General features: G+C 76.6%; 15 protein-coding genes. 5 read left to right on the plus strand and 10 right to left on the minus strand.

The genetic code is table 11. The features are described 5' to 3' along the window. Window positions 1–40: 40 nt before the first annotated feature. Window positions 41–1,054, plus strand: coding sequence for an LLM class flavin-dependent oxidoreductase (locus tag FSW04_RS00070; RefSeq protein WP_146914966.1), 1,014 nt, complete (start codon window positions 41–43; stop codon window positions 1,052–1,054). Between the two features lie 3 nt (window positions 1,055–1,057). On the opposite strand, the gene FSW04_RS00075 is transcribed toward FSW04_RS00070, so the two are convergent. Continuing rightward, the gene (locus FSW04_RS00075; RefSeq protein ID WP_146914968.1) at window positions 1,058–1,303 is read right to left on the minus strand and encodes a hypothetical protein; all 246 of its coding nucleotides are present in this window, start codon (window positions 1,301–1,303) and stop codon (window positions 1,058–1,060) included. Between FSW04_RS00075 and FSW04_RS00080 the strand changes: the two genes are divergently transcribed. Continuing rightward, entirely contained in the window at window positions 1,302–1,655 is a 354-nt protein-coding gene (locus tag FSW04_RS00080; RefSeq protein WP_146914970.1) for a MarR family winged helix-turn-helix transcriptional regulator, read from the plus strand. The two genes, FSW04_RS00075 and FSW04_RS00080, sit on opposite strands and share 2 nt — an antisense overlap. Before the next feature lie 9 nt (window positions 1,656–1,664). On the opposite strand, the gene FSW04_RS00085 is transcribed toward FSW04_RS00080, so the two are convergent. The 9 genes from FSW04_RS00085 to FSW04_RS00125 form a co-directional block, all read right to left on the minus strand. Next, a complete protein-coding gene (locus FSW04_RS00085; protein ID WP_146914972.1) occupies window positions 1,665–2,288 on the minus strand; it encodes a class I SAM-dependent methyltransferase in 624 nt (207 codons plus the stop codon). 5 nt (window positions 2,289–2,293) lie between these two features. Next, entirely contained in the window at window positions 2,294–3,064 is a 771-nt protein-coding gene (locus tag FSW04_RS00090; RefSeq protein ID WP_146914974.1) for an SDR family NAD(P)-dependent oxidoreductase, read from the minus strand. A 14-nt stretch (window positions 3,065–3,078) separates the two neighbouring features. Continuing rightward, window positions 3,079–4,143 carry a hypothetical protein gene (locus FSW04_RS00095; protein WP_146914976.1) on the minus strand — a complete coding sequence of 355 codons (1,065 nt, stop codon included), beginning with the start codon at window positions 4,141–4,143 and terminating at the stop codon, window positions 3,079–3,081. Window positions 4,144–4,243: 100 nt separating this feature from the next. Next, entirely contained in the window at window positions 4,244–7,168 is a 2,925-nt protein-coding gene (locus FSW04_RS28080) for a helix-turn-helix transcriptional regulator (protein ID WP_187369105.1), read from the minus strand. 50 nt (window positions 7,169–7,218) lie between these two features. Beyond that, a complete protein-coding gene (locus FSW04_RS00105) occupies window positions 7,219–7,515 on the minus strand; it encodes a hypothetical protein (protein ID WP_146914981.1) in 297 nt (98 codons plus the stop codon). Window positions 7,516–7,847: 332 nt separating this feature from the next. Continuing rightward, window positions 7,848–9,887 (minus strand): NAD(+) synthase, encoded by a 2,040-nt coding sequence (locus FSW04_RS00110; protein ID WP_146914983.1) that lies wholly within the window; start codon window positions 9,885–9,887, stop codon window positions 7,848–7,850. 291 nt (window positions 9,888–10,178) lie between these two features. Beyond that, complete coding sequence (locus FSW04_RS00115; protein WP_146914985.1) at window positions 10,179–11,582, minus strand: MmgE/PrpD family protein; 1,404 nt, start codon at window positions 11,580–11,582, stop codon at window positions 10,179–10,181. Next, window positions 11,579–12,415: a cyclase family protein gene (locus FSW04_RS00120; protein ID WP_146914987.1), complete on the minus strand. Its 837-nt coding sequence runs from the start codon at window positions 12,413–12,415 to the stop codon at window positions 11,579–11,581. The genes FSW04_RS00115 and FSW04_RS00120 overlap by 4 nt, the downstream gene beginning before the upstream one ends. Then, on the minus strand, window positions 12,412–13,467 hold the full coding sequence (locus tag FSW04_RS00125) for an HpcH/HpaI aldolase/citrate lyase family protein (protein WP_146914989.1): 1,056 nt from the start codon (window positions 13,465–13,467) through the stop codon (window positions 12,412–12,414). The genes FSW04_RS00120 and FSW04_RS00125 overlap by 4 nt, the downstream gene beginning before the upstream one ends. Here FSW04_RS00125 and FSW04_RS00130 point away from each other — a divergent pair. The 3 genes from FSW04_RS00130 to FSW04_RS00140 are packed head-to-tail and all read left to right on the plus strand — an operon-like array spanning window position 13,430 to window position 17,783. Beyond that, a complete protein-coding gene (locus FSW04_RS00130) occupies window positions 13,430–15,136 on the plus strand; it encodes a hydantoinase B/oxoprolinase family protein (RefSeq protein ID WP_146914991.1) in 1,707 nt (568 codons plus the stop codon). The two genes, FSW04_RS00125 and FSW04_RS00130, sit on opposite strands and share 38 nt — an antisense overlap. Next, window positions 15,133–17,193: a hydantoinase/oxoprolinase family protein gene (locus FSW04_RS00135; RefSeq protein ID WP_146914993.1), complete on the plus strand. Its 2,061-nt coding sequence runs from the start codon at window positions 15,133–15,135 to the stop codon at window positions 17,191–17,193. The genes FSW04_RS00130 and FSW04_RS00135 overlap by 4 nt, the downstream gene beginning before the upstream one ends. Beyond that, window positions 17,190–17,783, plus strand: a complete 594-nt coding sequence (locus FSW04_RS00140) for a cysteine hydrolase family protein (protein ID WP_146914995.1) — start codon at window positions 17,190–17,192, stop codon at window positions 17,781–17,783. The genes FSW04_RS00135 and FSW04_RS00140 overlap by 4 nt, the downstream gene beginning before the upstream one ends. Window positions 17,784–17,795 lie beyond the last annotated feature (12 nt).

A 17,795-nucleotide genomic window follows, 5' to 3' on the forward strand; every position in this document is an offset into this window, starting at 1 on the left:
GCTGCACCCTAGTGCGGCGCACCGGTAGGGTCGGCCCTCCTTGGCCACCGCCGCCACCCCACCCGTCGGCCTCCTCTTCACCGGCGCACCCGCCATCCCCGAGATGGTCGCGCTCGCGCGCCAGGCCGAGGACCGGGGCTTCGACTCGATCTGGATCGCCGAGACGCGCATGACGCGCGACGCGTTCGTGCCGGCCGCGGCGATCGCCCAGGTCACCGAGCGGGTCCGCATCGGGACCGGCATCGTCAACGTCTACACGCGCAACCCCGTCGTGCTGGCCATCAGCTTCCTCGGGCTCGACGAGCTGGCGCCGGGGCGGATCCTCGCGGGCCTGGGCACGGGCTCGCCGCGCGTGCTGGCCCCGCAGGGCGTCCCGTTCCACCGCCCGCTGACCCGCCTGCGCGAGTACTGCGAGGTCCTGCCGCCGCTCATGCGCGGCGAGCCCGTGTCCTACGACGGCACGACGGTCACCCTGGACGGCGCACGCATCGAGGACGTCCTGGCCGCCGGCGCCGGTACGGCGCGCGCCGAGCTGCCGCTCTGGCTGGCCGCGACCGGGCCCAAGGCCATGCGCTACGCCGGCGGCGTGGCCGACGGCATGCTCATGAACGTGTGCCTGCCGACGACCTACGTCGAGTCGCGCCTCGAGCTCCTGGAGGCCGGCGCCCGGGACGCCGGGCGCACCCTGGACGACGTCGAGGTCGCGATGGCGGTCCTGACCTGCGCCGACGACGACGAGCAGGCGGCCCGCGACGCGGCGCGCCGGTTCATCGGCCTCTACCTGGGGGCGATGCCGAACATCGCGCAGGAGACCGGCCTGCCGCAGCGGGTCCTCGACGACGTGGGCAACGCGCTGGCCGGCGAGGGCCTGGAGGCTGCGGCGCGGCTCGTCCCCGAGGAGGCGATCGACCTCCTGGCCGCGGCCGGGACGCCCGAGCAGTGCCGCCGGCGCCTCGACGCCTACCGCGAGGCGGGGATCGACCTCGTGGTGCTCACCCCGCTGGAGGGCACGATCGGGCCGACGATCGACCTGATGGCGCCCGTCGCCGGCTGAGCGTCAGCCGGCGACAGCCGCCGCGCGCTCGCAGGCCGGCGCACGACGCCCGGCCAGGCGGGCGACGGGCGAGAGCAGCCGCATCGCGGCGTGCTGCACCCAGGCGGGCGGACGGGCGAGCACGGCGCGCGCGGAGGTCTCGGCCCAGACCGTGGCGAGATCGAGCAGGCCCGGCATCGCCCGGGCGTCGACGCGGCCCTCCTGGGCGAAGCCGAAGTACAGCTCGTAGGCCGGCGTCCAGCTGCGCATGGCGCATCTGCACGTCTTCGGCAACATCCGCGCCGGGGGGACGCGGCTGAGCGACCTGGCCGCCTGGGCCGCGATGACACGCCCGGCGACGGCCGAGCTCATCGACCAGCTCGAGGCCCAGGGGCTCGTCGAGCGGCGGCCCGACCCGAGCGACGCCCGCGCCAAGCTCATCGTGCTCACGGCCGCGGGCTGGGACGCGATCCGCGCGGGCCGCGCCATCATCGCCGGCATCGAGGCCGACTACGCGCGGCGCGTGGGGCGGGAGCGCTTCGAGACCATGTGCTGGACCTTGCAGGACCTGCTCGACGATCTCAACGGCGCGCCGGTGCGCGCAGCGGCCGACCCGGCCTGACCTCCGGGCTCACGCTCGCCGCGCCACGCCGGCGATGTGCGGCAGGCCGCCGCTGGAGAAGCGCCGGCAGGCCTCGATCGTCAGCCCCGCCGCGGCCATCGCCGCACCCGTGTCGCGGGCCAGGTGACAGCCGGCGCCCAGCCTCGGCCACAGCCCGGAGCGGTCCAGCCCGCGCTGCAGCGCCGCGCCCACGCCGCCGTGGCCGACGACGTGCTCGTAGAAGCGCAGCTCGCCGCCGGGGCGCAGCACGCGCACGAGCTCGGCGAGGGCCTGCGCCTGGTCGGTCACCGAGCACAGGACGAGGCACGTGACCGCGGCGTCGAACGCCGCCGAGGGCACCGGCAGGTCCTCGGCGGTCCCGTCGAGCACCGTGACCGCCACGGGCGCGTCGCGCGCGCGCCGCTCCGCGCCGGCGCGCAGGTGGGGCTCGGGCTCGACGGCCGTCAGCGCCGTGACCGTCGCCGGGTAGTGCGCGAAGCTCAGGCCGTCGCCGGCGCCCACCTCGAGCACCTCGCCCGCGAGGCCCGCGACGAGCTGCGCGCGGTCCTCGCGCGGCATGGCCTGCGGCCCCATGACCGACCACGCCCGGGCGAACACCGGGTGCGAGCGGCGGCCGGCCGGGGTGGCGGGCACGGCGCTCAGCCGTCCCGCGGCACGACGCTGGCCGCCGCGCGGCCCCCGTCGATGGCCACGTCGGTCCCGTTGACGAAGCCGGACTCGTCGCCCAGGAGATAGGCGCAGCAGGCCGCGACCTCGTCGGCCGTGCCGAACCGCCCGGCGAAGTTGAGGTCCTCGAGGCGGCGGGCGACGTCGGGGTTGCGCCGGGCGTAGTCGCGGAAGAAGTCGGTCTCGATCGTGCCGGGCGAGACCGAGTTGCAGCGGATCCCCTGGCGCCCGAAGTCGACGGCGATGCTGCGCGTCAGCCCGAGCAGGCCGGTCTTGGACGTCACGTAGGAGACGGCCGACGGCAGGGCATGGGAGGCGGCGATCGACGCGACGTTGACGATGCTGCCGCGGCCGGCCTTCAGCATGTGCGGGATCGCGGCCCGCGACCACACCCACGGCGCGGTGAGGTTGACGGCGAGCACGAGGTCCCAGACCTCGTCGGTGGTGTGGACGGCGTCGCCGTCGCGCTGGGCGCCGGCGACGTTGGCCAGGCCGTCGACGCCGCCCAGCTGCGCGGCCGCCTCGGCGAGCGTCGAGGGCGCCGTCGAGCGGTCGGTGATGTCGACGGCGAAGCCCACACCGCCCAGCTCGGAGGCCAGCTCCAGCACGCGCGGGTCGGCGTCGACGAGCGCGACGGCCGCCCCGTCGCCCACGCAGCGGCGCGCGAGGGTCAGCCCGATCCCGCCGGCCGCCCCGGTGATCACGATGCGCCGGCCCGTCAGCGGGCCGCTCCCGGTGCTCATGGGCGAGAGCCTAGTCAGGCGAGCTGGATGTGATCGGCCTCGGCGGCGCCGCCGAACGGGCGCGTCAGGCCGTAGTGCTCCAGCGTGGCCTCGGGCACGCCCTCGACGCCGGGCGTGTCGGAGGCCTCGCCGCGCGTGTGCGGGTCGTTGGCGAAGCCGCCGACCTCGACGGAGTGCTGCGGCGTCCGGTAGCCCGAGATCCCGATGAGGTGCAGGTGCAGGGCCTTGCCCAGGACGTCGAGGCGAGCGGCGATCGTCGGCTCGTTGCCGACCGCGTAGTTCGTGTCGGGCGCCTGGAAGAAGCCGTAGGCGCCCCCGTGGCCGGCGAAGGCCGGCGCGCCGCCGGCGGGCAGCCCGGGCCCCGAGCCGCTGAAGCCGGCGCTCTGGGCCTGCAGGATCGCGAGCTTGTCCTCCAGGCGCTTGCGGTTGGCGCGCAGCGTGGCGAGCTGGGCCTGCTTGGCCGCGCGGGCGCGCAGCACGCCGGTCTCGCGCTCGATGAGCGCCATCTTGATCGCGTCGACCTCGTCGCGCTGCGTCAGGGCCGCGGCGGTGACGCGCTGCTGCTGGGCGGTGAGGACCGCGAGCCGCCTGGCCTGCGCGGTCACGGCGACACGCGCGCGCGCCACCCGGACGGTGACCGACGTGTTCTCGTCGGCGACCGCGCGGAGGTTGTCGGCCGTCTCGACCAGGTCGCCGAAGCTGTGGGAGGTCAGCACGACGGAGACGAGATCGGGCCGGTCGACCTCGTACTGGGCCACGAGCTGCCGGGCGAGGACCTGGCGGTCGCGCGTGTAGGCCAGGCGCAGGCGGATGAGCCGCGCCCGCGAGGCGCGCAGGCGCCCCTGCAGCGAGGTGAGCTGCGCCTGCTCGACGTCGAGCGCGCCCTGCAGCGCGGCCAGGCGCTCGCGCAGGTCCGACAGCCGGCCCTCGAAGCGGGCGATCCGGTGCGAGTCGGCGCCGATCTGGCCCTGCAGGACCTTGTCCTTGGCCCGCGAGGACTGCACCCGGCTGCCCAGGTCGGCGGTCGCGGGCGCGGCCAGCAGCAGCCCGGCCGTGAGGGCCGCGGCGAACGCGCGCACGGGGGACGGAACTCGGACACCGGCGCCGGGACCGTACCTCGCGGGGGTCCCTGCGCCTGCCATCTCGCGTGCAGCCCCCCGCGCGCCCGCGGTCGGGTGCCTACCGGACCGTTGCTGCCTCGGCGTCGAAGCCCGCACGGTGGGCCTGCGCGGCCGCCTCCCCGCGGTTGGCGGCGCCGAGCTTGCTCAGGATGTTGGAGACGTGGACGCTGGCCGTCTTCTCGCTGATGAACAGGGTCTCGGCGATCTGGCGGTTCGTGCGCCCGTCGGCGATGAGGCCGAGCACCTCGCGCTCGCGGGGCGTCAGCTCCGGGAACGCGACGTCCTCCGCCCGCTGGCCGGGCAGCGTGACGCGGGTCCGGCGCGCCAGGCGCCCGGTGGCCGCGGCGAGCCGCGCGGCGCCGAGGGCGACGGCCCCCGCGTGGGCGGCGCGCAGCGTCTCCTCGAGCTCGCCGCGAGCGCCGCGGGCGCCGGCCAGCGCCTCGGCCAGCCGCCAGCGCGCGTAGCCGGCCTCATAGGGGTGGCCCAGCGCCTGCCATCCCGCGACGGCCGACCGCCAGCGGGCCGGCGCCGGCGTGGGGTCCAGGCGCGAGCGCTCGGCGGCGGCGACCAGGAGCAGCTGGTCGGGCAGCGGCAGCGGCCTCTCGCCGATGCCCGCGCAGCGCGTCAGCCGCTCCAGCAGGCGGTCGGCCTCGGCGCGCGCGGCGTCCGGGTCCAGGACGCCGGCGGCCACGCCGTCGGCCTGCACGCGCACGGCCATCGCCAGCAGCGGCGCGGCGTCCAGACGCTCGCCGTCGACCAACGCGGCCTCCCCCGTCCGCACGGCCTCCAGCGCGCCGGGCAGGTCCTCGCGCCAGAGCGCGACGTCGGCCTGCTGGGTGCACACCGGGACGAGCACGAGCGCCTCGAGCTCGTCGATCGCGCGGATGCGCGCCAGGCGGTCGGCCGCGGCGTCCAGGTCGCCCCGCTGCAGCGCGACGGCCGCCCGGCCGCAGTGCAGGCAGACGGTGTCCTTGGTCACCGGCCCGGGGTCGTCGCCGAGCAGCTCCAGCGCCTCGTCGAGGCGGCCCAGCGCCCGCAGCGCCGCGGCGCCGTTCTCCTGCACGCCGCTGGAGCCATGGCGGTCCAGCCCGGCGCGCGCGTGCACGCCCAGGCCCTCGCGCGCGACGGCCACGGCGTCCTCGTAGCGGCCGAACCCGGACAGGATGTGGGTCGAGTTGGTGTAGAAGCGCTGCAGCACGCGCAGGTCGCCGGCCTCCGACGCGGACGGGCGCGCCCGGTCCAGCAGCGCCAGCGCGGTGTCGAGGTCCCCTGCGGAGGAGCGGCACACGGCCTGGGTGATGAGCGCGTCGGCCTCCTCGCTGCGCGCGGCCACGGCCCGGGCGATGGCGGCCGCCTCGACCGCCTCGCGCTCGGCGGGGCCGAACTGGTTCGTGAGCATGAGCACGCTGGCGTAGCGGCCCCGGACGCGCGCGGCGGCCAGGCTGGGCGTGTCGTCGAGCAGGGACAGCGCCTCCTCGTGCAGCGGCATCTGCGCGCTGAGGTTGACGTAGCACGACGTGGTGGCCAGCCGCGACAGGTACTCGGCGCGGCGCAGGCGAGAGGCGTGCTCGCCGAGCTCGGCCAGCGCGCGCTCGCGCAGGCGTGTGCTGATGTCCGCGTCGCCGAAGCCCAGCCAGCGGCACTCGGCGGCACGCTCGAGCAGGAACGGCAGGTCGACGCCGGTCAGCCCCTCGGGGTCGCTCACGAGCTCCCACAGCTCCAGCGCGGCGTCGTAGTTCAGGCCGGCCTCGGCCAGCGCGTGGACCTCCTCGGCGGCGCAGGCGGCGCGCAGCGCGGCGACCAGCGCGGCCTCGCGGTCCTGCGCGCGCAGCCGGTGGTGGGCGACCTCGGCGAGCTGGTGGGCACCCGGCGTGCCGGGCAGGAGCGGCCGGGCCTCGAGCAGGTCGGCGATGCGCGCATGCAGCCGCACGCGCTCGCCCGGCAGCAGCTCGGCCGCGGCGACCTCATGCAGCAGGCCGTGGCGGAAGCGGTAGGCGTCGCGCAGGGGATCGACCTCGAGGACGTGGCCGGCCAGGCAGGCGCGCAGCGCATCGTCCAGCGTGTCGTCGTCGAGCGCGCAGGCGCCGGCCAGGAGGTCGTGGTCGGCGTCGCGGCCGCAGGCCGCCGCGACGCGGACGACCCGCTGGGCGGGGTCGGGCAGGCGGTCCAGGCGCGCCACGAGGGTGTCGCGCAGGGTCGCGGGGACCACGCCCTCGCGCACGGAGACCGACAGCAGCTCGCCGGAGAAGAACGGGTTGCCCTCCGAGCGGACGTGGATGGCGTCCAGCGTGTCGCCGTCCACCGGTCCGCCGGCCAGCCCCGCGAGCTGGCCTGCGGTCTCCTCGCGCGTCAGGGGCGCGAGGACCCGCGTCGACACGCGTGCCTCGCGGCCCAGCTCGGCCAGGAAGCGGCGCACGGGATGGTCGCGCTGCAGCTCGTCGGTGCGATGGGTCAGCACGAGCAGCACGGCCGTCTCCCGCAGCCCGCCGGCCAGGAAGCGCACGAGCGCCTCCGTGGAGCCGTCGGCCCAGTGGACGTCCTCGAGCACGAGCACGAGCGGCGCCTCGCGCCCGAGCTGCTCGAGCAGCCGCAGCACCGCGCCGAACAGGGCGGTCTGGCCGCCCTGGTGGGGCTCGTCGTCGGGGGCCGCCTCGGGCACGACGGTGGCCAGGGCGCGGCGCAGCGCCACGCCGAGCTCCTCGAAGGCCTCGGCCGGCACGGCCCGCAGCGCGTCCATGATCGCCCCGTAGGGCAGCGTGGCGTCGCCGACGTCGATGCACGACCCGGTGAGCACGCGGGCACCCTGCACGTGGGCCCAGCCTGCGAGCTCCTGCACGAGGCGCGTCTTGCCGATGCCGGCGTCGCCGGCCACCACGACGGTCACGACCTCGCCGCCGCGGGCCTGCTCGAACGCGGCCCGCAGGGCGGCGAGGTCCTCGCCGCGGCCGACGAGCGACGGGCTGGACGTCGTTGGCGCGTTCACGCCGCCGAGTATCCACCCGCGCCCGGGCCGCGGGGAAGGACCCATCCCGGTCACGGGCGCAGCGCGTGCCGGCGGGTCACGACCCGCCCGCCGCCGAAGCCGCCGGCAGCGCCGGCCAGCAGCGTGCCGCCGGCGATGAGCAGGACGGTGGCCGTGCCCGCGCCGGCGTCGCCCGCGGAGGAGGTGCCGGCGCCGCCACGCAGCGGCGCGGGGTCGGCGGCCCGGGTCGCCGGCGCACGCTGGGCGCCGCTGTCGAACTGCTCGTCGGTGCGCGCCTGCGCGGCGGCGGGCGCCGCGGCCAGTGCCGCGGCGGCCAGCGCGGCGGCGGTGGTGGTGCGGATGGACATGGGGACCTCGTGTGGGTGGTGGATGGAGGTGGTCCCCAGCGTGGCCCTAAGGCCCCGTCCCGCGCATGGGCAATGTTCCCGATCTTTGCCGGGCCGGCCCGGGTCCTCGAAGGCGTCATGGTCGGCTCGCTCGTCACCGGCGGCCCGCGCGTCCGGTGGGCGACGTTCGAGCAGCGCGCCGGCGACGCCCAGCGCATCTTCGTGCGCGCGTTCAAGAACGGCCAGTGGGTCACGCACCTCCTGCGCCCGTCGGAGATCCCGGCGCCCTGCGTTGTCCGTCTCGCCGTCCCCCGGGCCCGCCCCGATGGGACAAGCACGACGGCGGACGGGACTCATTCCCAGGCGCCGGCGTCCCAGCGCTCGAGGTCGGCCAGCCAGGCGGTGGCCGAGCCGTCGGACGGCGCGCGCCAGTCGCCGCGCGGCGACAGCGACCCGCCGGCCGACACCTTCGGCCCGTTGGGCAGCGCCGAGCGCTTGAACTGGGCGAAGGCGAAGAAGCGCCGGCAGAAGTGCTCGAGCCAACGGCGGATCTCGGGCAGGTCGTAGGCGACGTGGTCGGCGTCGGGGAAGCCGGGCGGCCAGGCGCCGGCCGTCGTCTCGCGCCAGGCGTGCCAGGCCAGGAAGCCGATCTTCGAGGGCCGGAAGCCGTAGCGCAGGACGTGGAACAGCGCGAAGTCCTGCAGCGCGTAGGGCCCGACGGTCGACTCGGTGGACTGCAGCTCGGCGCCCGGCACCAGCTCGGGGCTGATCTCGGTCTCGAGGATCGCGCCGAGGGTGGCGCCGACCTCGTCGTCGAACTGGCCGCTGGCGATGACCCAGCGGATCAGGTGCTGGATCAACGTCTTGGGGACCCCGCCGTTGACGTTGTAGTGGCTCATCTGGTCGCCGACCCCGTAGGTGGCCCAGCCCAGCGCGAGCTCGGACAGGTCGCCGGTCCCGAGCACGATCCCGCCGCGCTGGTTGGCGATGCGGAACAGGTAGTCGGTGCGCAGGCCGGCCTGGACGTTCTCGAACGTCACGTCGTAGACGGGCTCGCCGGTGGCGAACGGATGGCCGAGCTCGCCGAGCATGAGCCGCGCGGTCGGGGTGATGTCCAGCTCGGCCTTGGTGACGCCGAGCGCGTCCATCAGGTGGTGGGCATTGGCCTTCGTGTGGTCGCTCGTGGCGAAGCCCGGGAGGGTGAAGGCCAGGATGTCGGTCCGCGGCCGGCCGACGCGGTCCATGACCTGGGCGGCGACGATGAGCGCGTGGGTCGAGTCCAGCCCGCCCGAGACGCCGATGACGACCTTGGGGTCGCCGATCGCCGCCAGGCGCTGCTCGAGCCCGACGACCTGGATGTTGTAGGCCTCGTAGCAGTCCTGCTCCAGGCGGGCGGGGTCGGCGGGCACGAACGGGAAGCGCTCGACGCGCCGGCGCAGGCCCAGGTCGCGGTCGGGCGGGTCCAGGGTGAACGGGACGGTGCGGAACGCCCCGGCGCGGGCGGCGTGCGTGCGCCGGTTGTCGTCGAAGGTCCCCATCCGCCGGCGCTCCTGGGCCAGCAGGTCGAGGTCGACGTCGGCCACCGAGCGGCGGTCGCCGGCCGGGAAGCGGTCGGTCTCGGCCAGCAGGACGCCGTCCTCGTAGACGAACGTCTGCCCGTCCCAGGAGAGGTCGGTCGTGGACTCGCCCTCGCCCGCGGCGGCGTAGACGTAGGCCGCCAGGCAGCGCGAGGACTGCGACCGGCACATGAGCTTGCGGTCCTCGGCGCGGCCGATCGTGATCGGGCTGCCCGACAGGTTGAGCAGCACGGTCGCGCCCGCCAGCGCGGCCTCCGAGCTCGGCGGCACGGGCACCCACACGTCCTCGCAGATCTCGGCGTGCAGCACGAGGCCGGGCACGTCCTGGGCGGCGAAGAGGAGGTCGGGCCCGAATGGGACGTCGGCGCCGCCGACGCGGATCTCGCCCCGCTGGTCGTCGCCCGGGGCGATCTGCCGGCGCTCGTAGAACTCGCGGTAGGTCGGCAGGTAGGACTTCGGGACCACGCCGAGCACGCCGCCCCGGTGGACCATCACCGCGCAGTTGTAGATCCGGTGGCGGTGGCGCAGCGGCGCGCCGACGGCCAGCACGGGCAGCAGCCCGGCCGAGCCCTCCACGACGGCGGCCAGCGCGGCCTCGACGCCGTCGAGCAGCGCGTCCTGGAGCAGCAGGTCCTCGATGGAGTAGCCCGACAGGCACAGCTCGGGGAACACGGCGACCGCGACACCCTCCTGCGCGCAGGCACGGGCCTGGCGCAGCACGGCCTCCGCGTTGGCGGCGGGGTCGGCGATCGCGATCGGCCCGGTGCACGCGGCGACCCTCGCGAGGCCGTGGTGGTAGACGCAGCGGAAGTCCATGTTCCACCTCTTCCTAGCACGACGGCGCCCGGCGGCCCAGGCCCGGGCGCGGTCCTGCCGGGCCGGTTGGCGCCGACGTCGTGCGGGATCGGCGCGGCGAGGACGCACTGGGCGGGCCCGGCGCCCGCGGTCGGCTGGGTGTGGTCATGACCCACCGGAGGGCCGACGGGCGGGCGCGGGGCCGAGTGTGTCCAGCTCTCCGCGCTCCTGGTGACCTTCACCGGGATATCGCACGTCAACCCGACCACGACCGTCACGGAACTCCCCGGGCGCCCGTCCCGCCGGCACGCCTCAGGCCGGCGACGCCAGCCGCGCGATCGTCCCGAGGTCCTGCAGCCCGGCGAGGTCGGCGAGCACCGCGTCGAGCTCGTCGACCTGCGCCGCGGGCAGCACGCCGCCGGCGCAGTCGCGGAACTTCAGCGACAGCTCGGCGGCGTCCAGCGGGCGCTGGGGGCTGCCGCGGTTCTCCAGGACGGCGAGCTCGTGCTCGCCCGACGCGGTCGTGATCGTCACGACCGCAGGGAAATGGTGGGGGAAGATCGCATCGCACCGGTCGTCGCGCACGCAGCGCACGCGCCCGGCGAGCGCGCGCAGCGCCGGGTCGGCGGCGCGCTCGTCGGTGAAGTCGCCCAGGCTGAGCCCGAGGCCGCCGCCGCCGAGCAGCGCCAGCGCGAACGTGAACGGAGCGCTGAACTTCGCCGCGTAGCCCGTCGGCGGGGCGGCCTTGACCTCGGGCGGCTCGGCGACCGTGCGCAGCACGGGCCCGGCGAGGCCGACCTGCACGCCGAGCACGTCGCCGGGCGCGATGCCCGCCTCGCGCGCCATGAGCGCGGCGTCGATGACGGCGTGGGTGAAGTGGTTGCTGGGGTAGGGCTTGACGTGCAGCGTGTCGATCTCCCAGCGCTCTCGGAGCCCGTCGGTGACCGCGTCGACGTCGGCCGCCTCGCGACAGTAGGCGTGCAGGAACCCGAAGCGGCCCTCGAAGGCCGTCGGCGCGCCCGTCAGCCCGGCGGCCGCGAGCTCGGCCGCCGCGACGCCGGCGTGCGCGGCCCAGCCGCAGTGCACGCGCTTGACCATGCCGCCCGTGCGATTGGCCTCCAGGATGCCCGCGCCCATGCTCGTCGCGATCGACATCGCGTGGGCGACCTGCTCCGCGTCCAGCCCCGTGACCAGCGCTGCGGCCGCCGCCGCCCCGACGGCCCCGCAGATCGCGGTCGCGTGCAGGCCGTGCTCGAAGAAGATGGAGTTCTTCAGCGCGGCGTCGTAGCCCGCCATGCCCAGGCGGCAGCAGACCTCGTCGCCGACGGCCACGGCGGCCAGCAGCAGCGCACCTTCCGCGCCGGCGGCCTCGCCGGCGGCCAGCGCCGCGGGCACGACCGAGGCGCTGGGATGCAGCACGGACGGCAGGTGCGTGTCGTCGAAGTCGATCGCGTGGGCCAGCGTCCCGGTGACCAGCGCCGCGTGCGGGGCCGGCGCGCGCAGCGCGCGCCCGACGGCACCCGCCGCGCCCGGCCCGCCCCAGCCGCCGACGACGCGCGTGACGGGGTCGTCGCCCCACTCGGCCCCGGCGGCGATGCAGATCCCGACGATGTCGCGGATGTGCCCGGTCATGCGCGCGGCACGCGTGTCGTCCAGGCCGTCACGGCGCACGGCGTCGGCGAACGCCGCGAGCTGCTCGGCGACCGGGGCGCTCACGCCCCCACCAGGGCCAGCGGGTTGACCGGCGAGCCCGTGCCGCCGACGATCGGCAGCGGCGCGAGCACGAACGTGAACGCGGTGACGCCGTCGGCGGCGAGCCCCTCGAGGTCGAGCATCTCGACGATCGGCACGCCGGCCTCGACGAGCAGGACGCGGTGGGCGGGCAGCAGCGCGTGGCCGGCGCCCTCGGCGATGTGTTCGAACGCCGTGGTGTCGGAGCCGACGAGCCCGGCGCCCCGGGCCACGAGCCAGCGGGCGGCGTCCGCGGTCGGCCCGGGCACGCCGGTCTCGGCGCCGACGAACGCGGCCGCGTCGCCCCAGAGCTGGGCCCACCCCGTGCGGACGAGCACCGCGTCGCCCGGCGCGATCGCCACCCCAGCGGCCGCGGCGGCCGCCTCCAGCTCGGCCGGGGTGATCGGATGCGCGGCCGGCAGCCGGCCGACGTCGTGGACGCGGGCGGCGACGTCGAGCAGCACCCCGCGCGTGACCACCGGGCCGAGCGTGTCGATCCCGCAGGCCGAGAAGCGCCCGCCCCGCTGCGCCTCGTAGGCGTCGACGCCGCCGTGCAGGCGCCCCTCGTGCGAGACGTGCGCGAGCGCGTCGACGTGCGTGCCGACGTGACCGCCGGTGACGATGAGCTCGCTGGCCGCCGAGCCGCCGTCGGCGCGCACCATGTCGCCGTGGCGGCGCGTCAGCGCCAGGCGGAAGCCGGGGTGGTTGGGCGAGTGGGGCACGGCGGCGTGCAGCGGCTGGGCCAGCGCGTAGGTCCGCACGCCGGCCTCCAGCGCGCGCAGCAGCGCGTCGGGCACGGGCTCGGGGTCGGGGCTCATCGGGCCTCCTCGGTCTCGGGGGTCGGGTCGTCCCAGGCCAGGGTCCGCCGCGCGAGCTCGACGACCGCGCGGTCGACGTAGCGGCCGTCGGCCAGCAGCGTGTTGCCGTCGCCCCGCACGAGGGCGTCGACGAGCGCGCGGGCGTCGGCGAGCTCGTCGGCGGTCGGCGTGAACGCCGCGTTGATGACCGGCACCTGGCGCGGGTGCACCGCCGAGCGCCCGAAGAACCCGGCGTCGCGGCCGGCGCGGGTGCTGCGGGCCAGGCCGTCGAGGTCACGCACGTCGGTGAAGACGCTCTGCACGGGCGCCGGCAGGCCGGCGGCCCGGGCGCTGAGGACGCAGCGGCCGCGGGCGTGGGCCAGGCCGGCGTCGGCGGCGCCGGCGGCCACGCCGAGGTCGGCGCGCAGGTCGGCCTCGCCCAGGGCGATGGCCGCCACCGACGGGTGGGCGCGGGCGATCTCCGGCGCGCGCTCGACGCCCAGCGCGGACTCCAGCAGACAGCTCAGCCGCCGGCCCCCGCCGGCCCGGAGCAGGACGGCCGCCTCGCGTACGACCTCGGGCCCGTCGACCTTGGGCAGGCGGATCGTCGTCGCGGGCGCGCCGGCCAGCGCGGCGAGGTCGGCCCGGCCGGCCGGCGTGCCGACGGCGTTGACGCGGACGTGCAGCCGGCCACCGGGGTGCTCGCCCAGGAGCGCGACGACGTAGGCCCGGGCGCGGTCCTTGCGGTCGGCCGGCACCGCGTCCTCGAGGTCGGCCACGACGACGTCGGCCTCGCCGGCCAGCGCCTTCTCGACCAGGTCGGCGCGGTCGCCCGGCGCGTAGAGGTGCGACCGGGGCGCGCACGCCGGCGACCGGGGCTCGGAGGGTGTTCCTTCAGGCGAAACGACAGGATCCCGTCGGGTGCTCCGCCACCGCGGCGGTGGTGGTCGCGGCGACGCTAGCACAGCGTCGGCGCGCTCCTCGGGGCTCCGCACGAGACCTCGAGTCCGGAGGTGGCGATCCGATAGGTTCGGGATGGATGCCGGCTCAGACCGTTCCTCTGAACGGAACATCGTGACGACGGTCGACCCCGTCACGCTCGCGGTCCTGCAGGGCCGGCTCGAGCAGATCGTCGACGAGATGGACGCCACGCTGTTCCGCAGCGCGTTCAACCCGACGATCGCCGAGGCCCACGACGCCTGCCACGGCATCTACGACGCCCGGACCGGCGACACGCTCGTGCAGGGGACCTCGGGGCTGCCGATCTTCGTCGGCGCCATGGCGTTCGCGGTCCGGCTGGCGATCGCCCGCGCCGAGCGCGACGGCGGCCCGGCCGACGGCGACGTGTACGTCTTCAACGACCCCTACGCGGGCGCCACGCACCTCAACGACGTCAAGCTCGTGCGCCCGCTGTTCCGCGACGGGCGCCTGTTCTGCTGGCTGGCCTCGGTCGGGCACTTCAACGACGTCGGCGGCAACGTCCCGGGCAACTACAACCCGGCCGCGCGCGAGAGCCACCAGGAGGGCGTGCTGCTGCCCCCGGTCAAGCTCGTCGACGCGGGCGTCCTGCGCGAGGACATCGTCGACATCATCCGCGCGATCGGCCGGGCGCCCGACAACGCCTACGGCGACCTGCGCGCCCAGCTGTCGGCGCTGGGGCTCGGCGCCCGGCGGCTCGCCCTCCTGCTCGACGACTACGGCGACGACGTCGTCGCGGCCGCCTTCGGGCAGCTCACCGACGCGGCCGAGCGCCAGACCCGCGCGTGCATCGCCGGGCTGGCCGACGGCACCTACGCCTGCGACGACCACCTCGACAACGACGGCATCACCGACGTGCCGATCCGCGTCGCGGTGACCGCGACGGTGCGCGGTGACCGGCTGGCCCTGGACTTCACGGGGACCGACCCGGCCTGCGCCGGCCCGCTGAACATCTCGCGGGCCACGGCGACCGCGGCCTGCTACGTCGCGATCAAGCACCTCTTCCCCGAGGTGCCGGCCAACGCCGGGTGCCTGCGGCCCGTCGACATCGCGATCCCCGGCGGCAGCCTGCTCGACGCCGTGGCGCCCCGCCCGGTCGGCGGCTACACCGAGACGATCCTGCGCGTGATGGAGATCCTCTTCGGCGCCATCGCCCAGGCCGGCCCCGAGCGCGCGCTGGGCTGGTCCTACGGGACCATCAACGCGCTGTCGCTCGCCGGGCATCGCGACGACGGCAGCCGCTGGGTCATGTTCACGTTCTTCGGCGGTGGCCTGGGCGGCTCGTCGTCCGGCGACGGCCTCAACCACGGCAGTGCGCCCCTGTCGACCGCCGTCATCCCGCCCGTGGAGGTCTTCGAGGCCACCTACCCGGTCCGCTTCACGCGCTGGGCGCTGCGCGAGGGCAGCGGCGGCACGGGCGAGCACCGCGGCGGCCTCGGCGCGACCTACGAGCTCGAGGTGCTCGGCGCCGAGGCCGAGGCCTTCGTCTTCGGCGAGCGCGCGCGCCACGCCCCGCGGGGCACGCTGGGCGGTGGCGACGGCGCGCCCAACGTCGTGACCTGGACCGATGCCGACGGCCCCCACCACCCGGCCCTGGGCGCCAAGGCGACGGGGATCCGGCTGCATCGCGGGGACCGCCTGCGCATCGACAGCCCCGGCGGCGGCGGCTACGGCGACCCGGCGCGCCGCGCGCCCGAGGCCGCCGAGCGCGACCGCCGGCTCGGCTACGTCGCCGGCGACGGCACCGGCCCGGAGGCGCCGTGAGCGGCGCGTGCGGGCCCGCGACGGTCGTCGGCATCGACGTCGGCGGCACGTTCACCGACATCCTGGTGCTCGACGAGCGCACGGGGCGCGCGCGCACCGCCAAGGTCCCGTCGACGCGCACGCGCGAGGCCGCGGGCTTCCTGCGGGGCCTGCGCTCGGTCGTGGCGCCCGCCGACGTCGCCGCGATCGTGCACGGCACGACGGTGGCGACCAACGCCCTGCTGGAGCGCAAGGGCGCACCGTGCGGGGTCATCACGACCCGCGGCTTCCGCGACGTGCTGGAGATGCGCCGCCGCGATCGTCCCACGACGTGGGGCATGCGCGGCGACTTCGTCCCCGTCGTCCCGCGCGACCTGCGCGTGGAGGTCGACGAGCGCGTCGGCGCCGACGGCGAGGTCGTCGTGCCCGTCGACCCCGCCGAGGTCGCCGCGGCGGCGCGCGAGCTGCGCGGGCGCGGCGCACAGGCCCTCGTCATCGCGTTCATCAACGCCTACGCCAACGACGCCAACGAGCAGGCGGCGGCCCGCGCGGTCGACTGGCCGGAGGAGCTCGTGACGGTCTCGAGCGCGCTGCTCGCCGAGATCCGCGAGTTCGAGCGGACGTCGACCGCCGCGCTCAACGGCTACCTGCAGCCCGTCGTCGGGCCCTACCTCCGGCGCCTGGAGGACGACCTCGCCGCCGACGGCTTCGCCGGGCGCTTCCTCGTCGTGCAGTCCAACGGCGGCGTGGTGCCCGCCGACGAGGCCCGGCGCTTCCCGGTGCGCACCGCGCTCTCGGGCCCCGCGGCCGGCGTGGTCGCCGCGGCGCGCACCGCGGCCGACGCCGGAATCGGCGACGTCATCACCTGCGACATGGGCGGCACGTCGTTCGACGTCGCGCTCGTCGCCGGCGGCGCGGCGGCCTTCGCCCAGCAGGCCGCGATCGAGTTCGGCCTTGTGATCCGCACGCCGATGGTCGAGATCACGACGATCGGCGCGGGGGGCGGCTCGATCGCCCACGTCGACGCCGGGGGCCTGCTGCGCATCGGCCCCGAGTCGGCGGGCAGCGTGCCGGGGCCGGCGGCCTACGGGCTGGGCAACGACCGTCCGACGGTCACCGACGCCAACGTCGTCCTCGGCCGCATCGACGCCGAGCACCCGCTCGGCGAGGGCCTGGGTCGCCTGGACGTCGACGCGGCGCGGGCCGCGCTGGCCGCCCACGTCGGCGCGCCGCTCGGCCTGGGGGTCGAGGCCGCCGCGCAGGCGGTCATCGACGTCGCCAACGCCCGCATGGCCGGCGCGATCCGGCTCATCTCGATCCAGCGCGGCCACGACCCCACGCGCTTCTCGCTCATGCCCTTCGGCGGTGCGGGCGCGCTGCACGTCGGGGCGCTCCTGCGCGAGGTCGGCTGCCCGCAGGCGCTCGTACCGCCGCTGCCCGGGATCACGAGCGCGCTGGGCTGCGTGCTGGCCGACCTGCGCCACGACTACGTCCACACGCTCAACGTCGCGCTGGAGGCCCTCGACGGCGCGGCGCTGGCCGCGGAGATGGCCGCGACCGCCCGGCGCGGGACCGAGGCGCTCTCGGCGACCGGGGTGGCGCTGGAGGGCATCGACGTCCTGTTCGAGGTCGACATGCTCTACCGCGGCCAGAGCCACGCCGTGGCCGTGCCGGTCACGCTGCCCGGCGGCGGCGCAGCGGTGGCCGGCGCCGACGTCGCCGCCGCGTTCGACCGCCGCTACGAGGAGGCCTACGGCCAGACGCTGGCCGGCGTGCCCGTGCTGCTGCAGACCCTGCGCACCGCGGTCGTCGGGCGCCGACCGCGCGTCGACCTCTCGGGCTTCCGGCCGCCGGACGGCGCGACGGCCGACGCCGCGCGTCGGGCCACCCGGCCCGTGTGGACCGACGGGCGCTGGCAGGACACGCCGGTCTACGACCGCCTGGCGCTGCCCGCCGGCGCGCGGCTCGAGGGCCCCGCCGTGCTGCAGCAGCCCGACACGACGATCCTCGTGGAGCCCGGCTCGACCGCGACGGTCGACGCGCTGGGCAACCTGCTCATCGAGGTCGCCCGCGCGTGAGCACCGCGGTCCTGCTCATCGACCTGCAGCACGACTTCCTCTCGCCCGACGGCGCCTATGGGCGCGCCGGGCTGGGCAACGCCGACCTCGCCGCGCTGCCCGCGCGCGTGGCGCCGGTCCTGGACGCCGCCCGAGCCGCCGCCGTCCCCATCGTCTCGGCGCAGTTCACGATCGTCGCCCGCCGCGGGCGCCCGCCCCAGATCGCCGAGCACCTGCACGCCCTGCGCCCGTTCCTGGGCCCGGGCGACTTCGAGCCGGGCCGCCGCGGGCACGACCTCGTCGACGCGCTCGCGCCGGCCGACGTCGTCGTGGAGAAGGTCGCGTTCTCGGCGTTCCACCAGTCGCGCCTGGAGTGGGTGCTGCAGGGGCTGGGCGCCGACCACCTGCTCGTCGCCGGGATCGTCACCAACGGAGGGGTGGCCTCGACGGTCCGCGACGCCCACGTCCGCGGGCTGGCGACCACGCTGCTGGCCGACGGCTGCGCGGCGTTCGACCGCGAGGCCCACGACGCGACGTTGCGCTCGCTGCGCGGGGTGACCCGCCTGAGCACCTGCGCCGGGGCGATCGGCGAGCTGGCCGCCGGCGCCTGACCGGCCGCCGGC

This window comes from Baekduia soli (assembly GCF_007970665.1).
Lineage (GTDB): Bacteria > Actinomycetota > Thermoleophilia > Solirubrobacterales > Solirubrobacteraceae > Baekduia > Baekduia soli.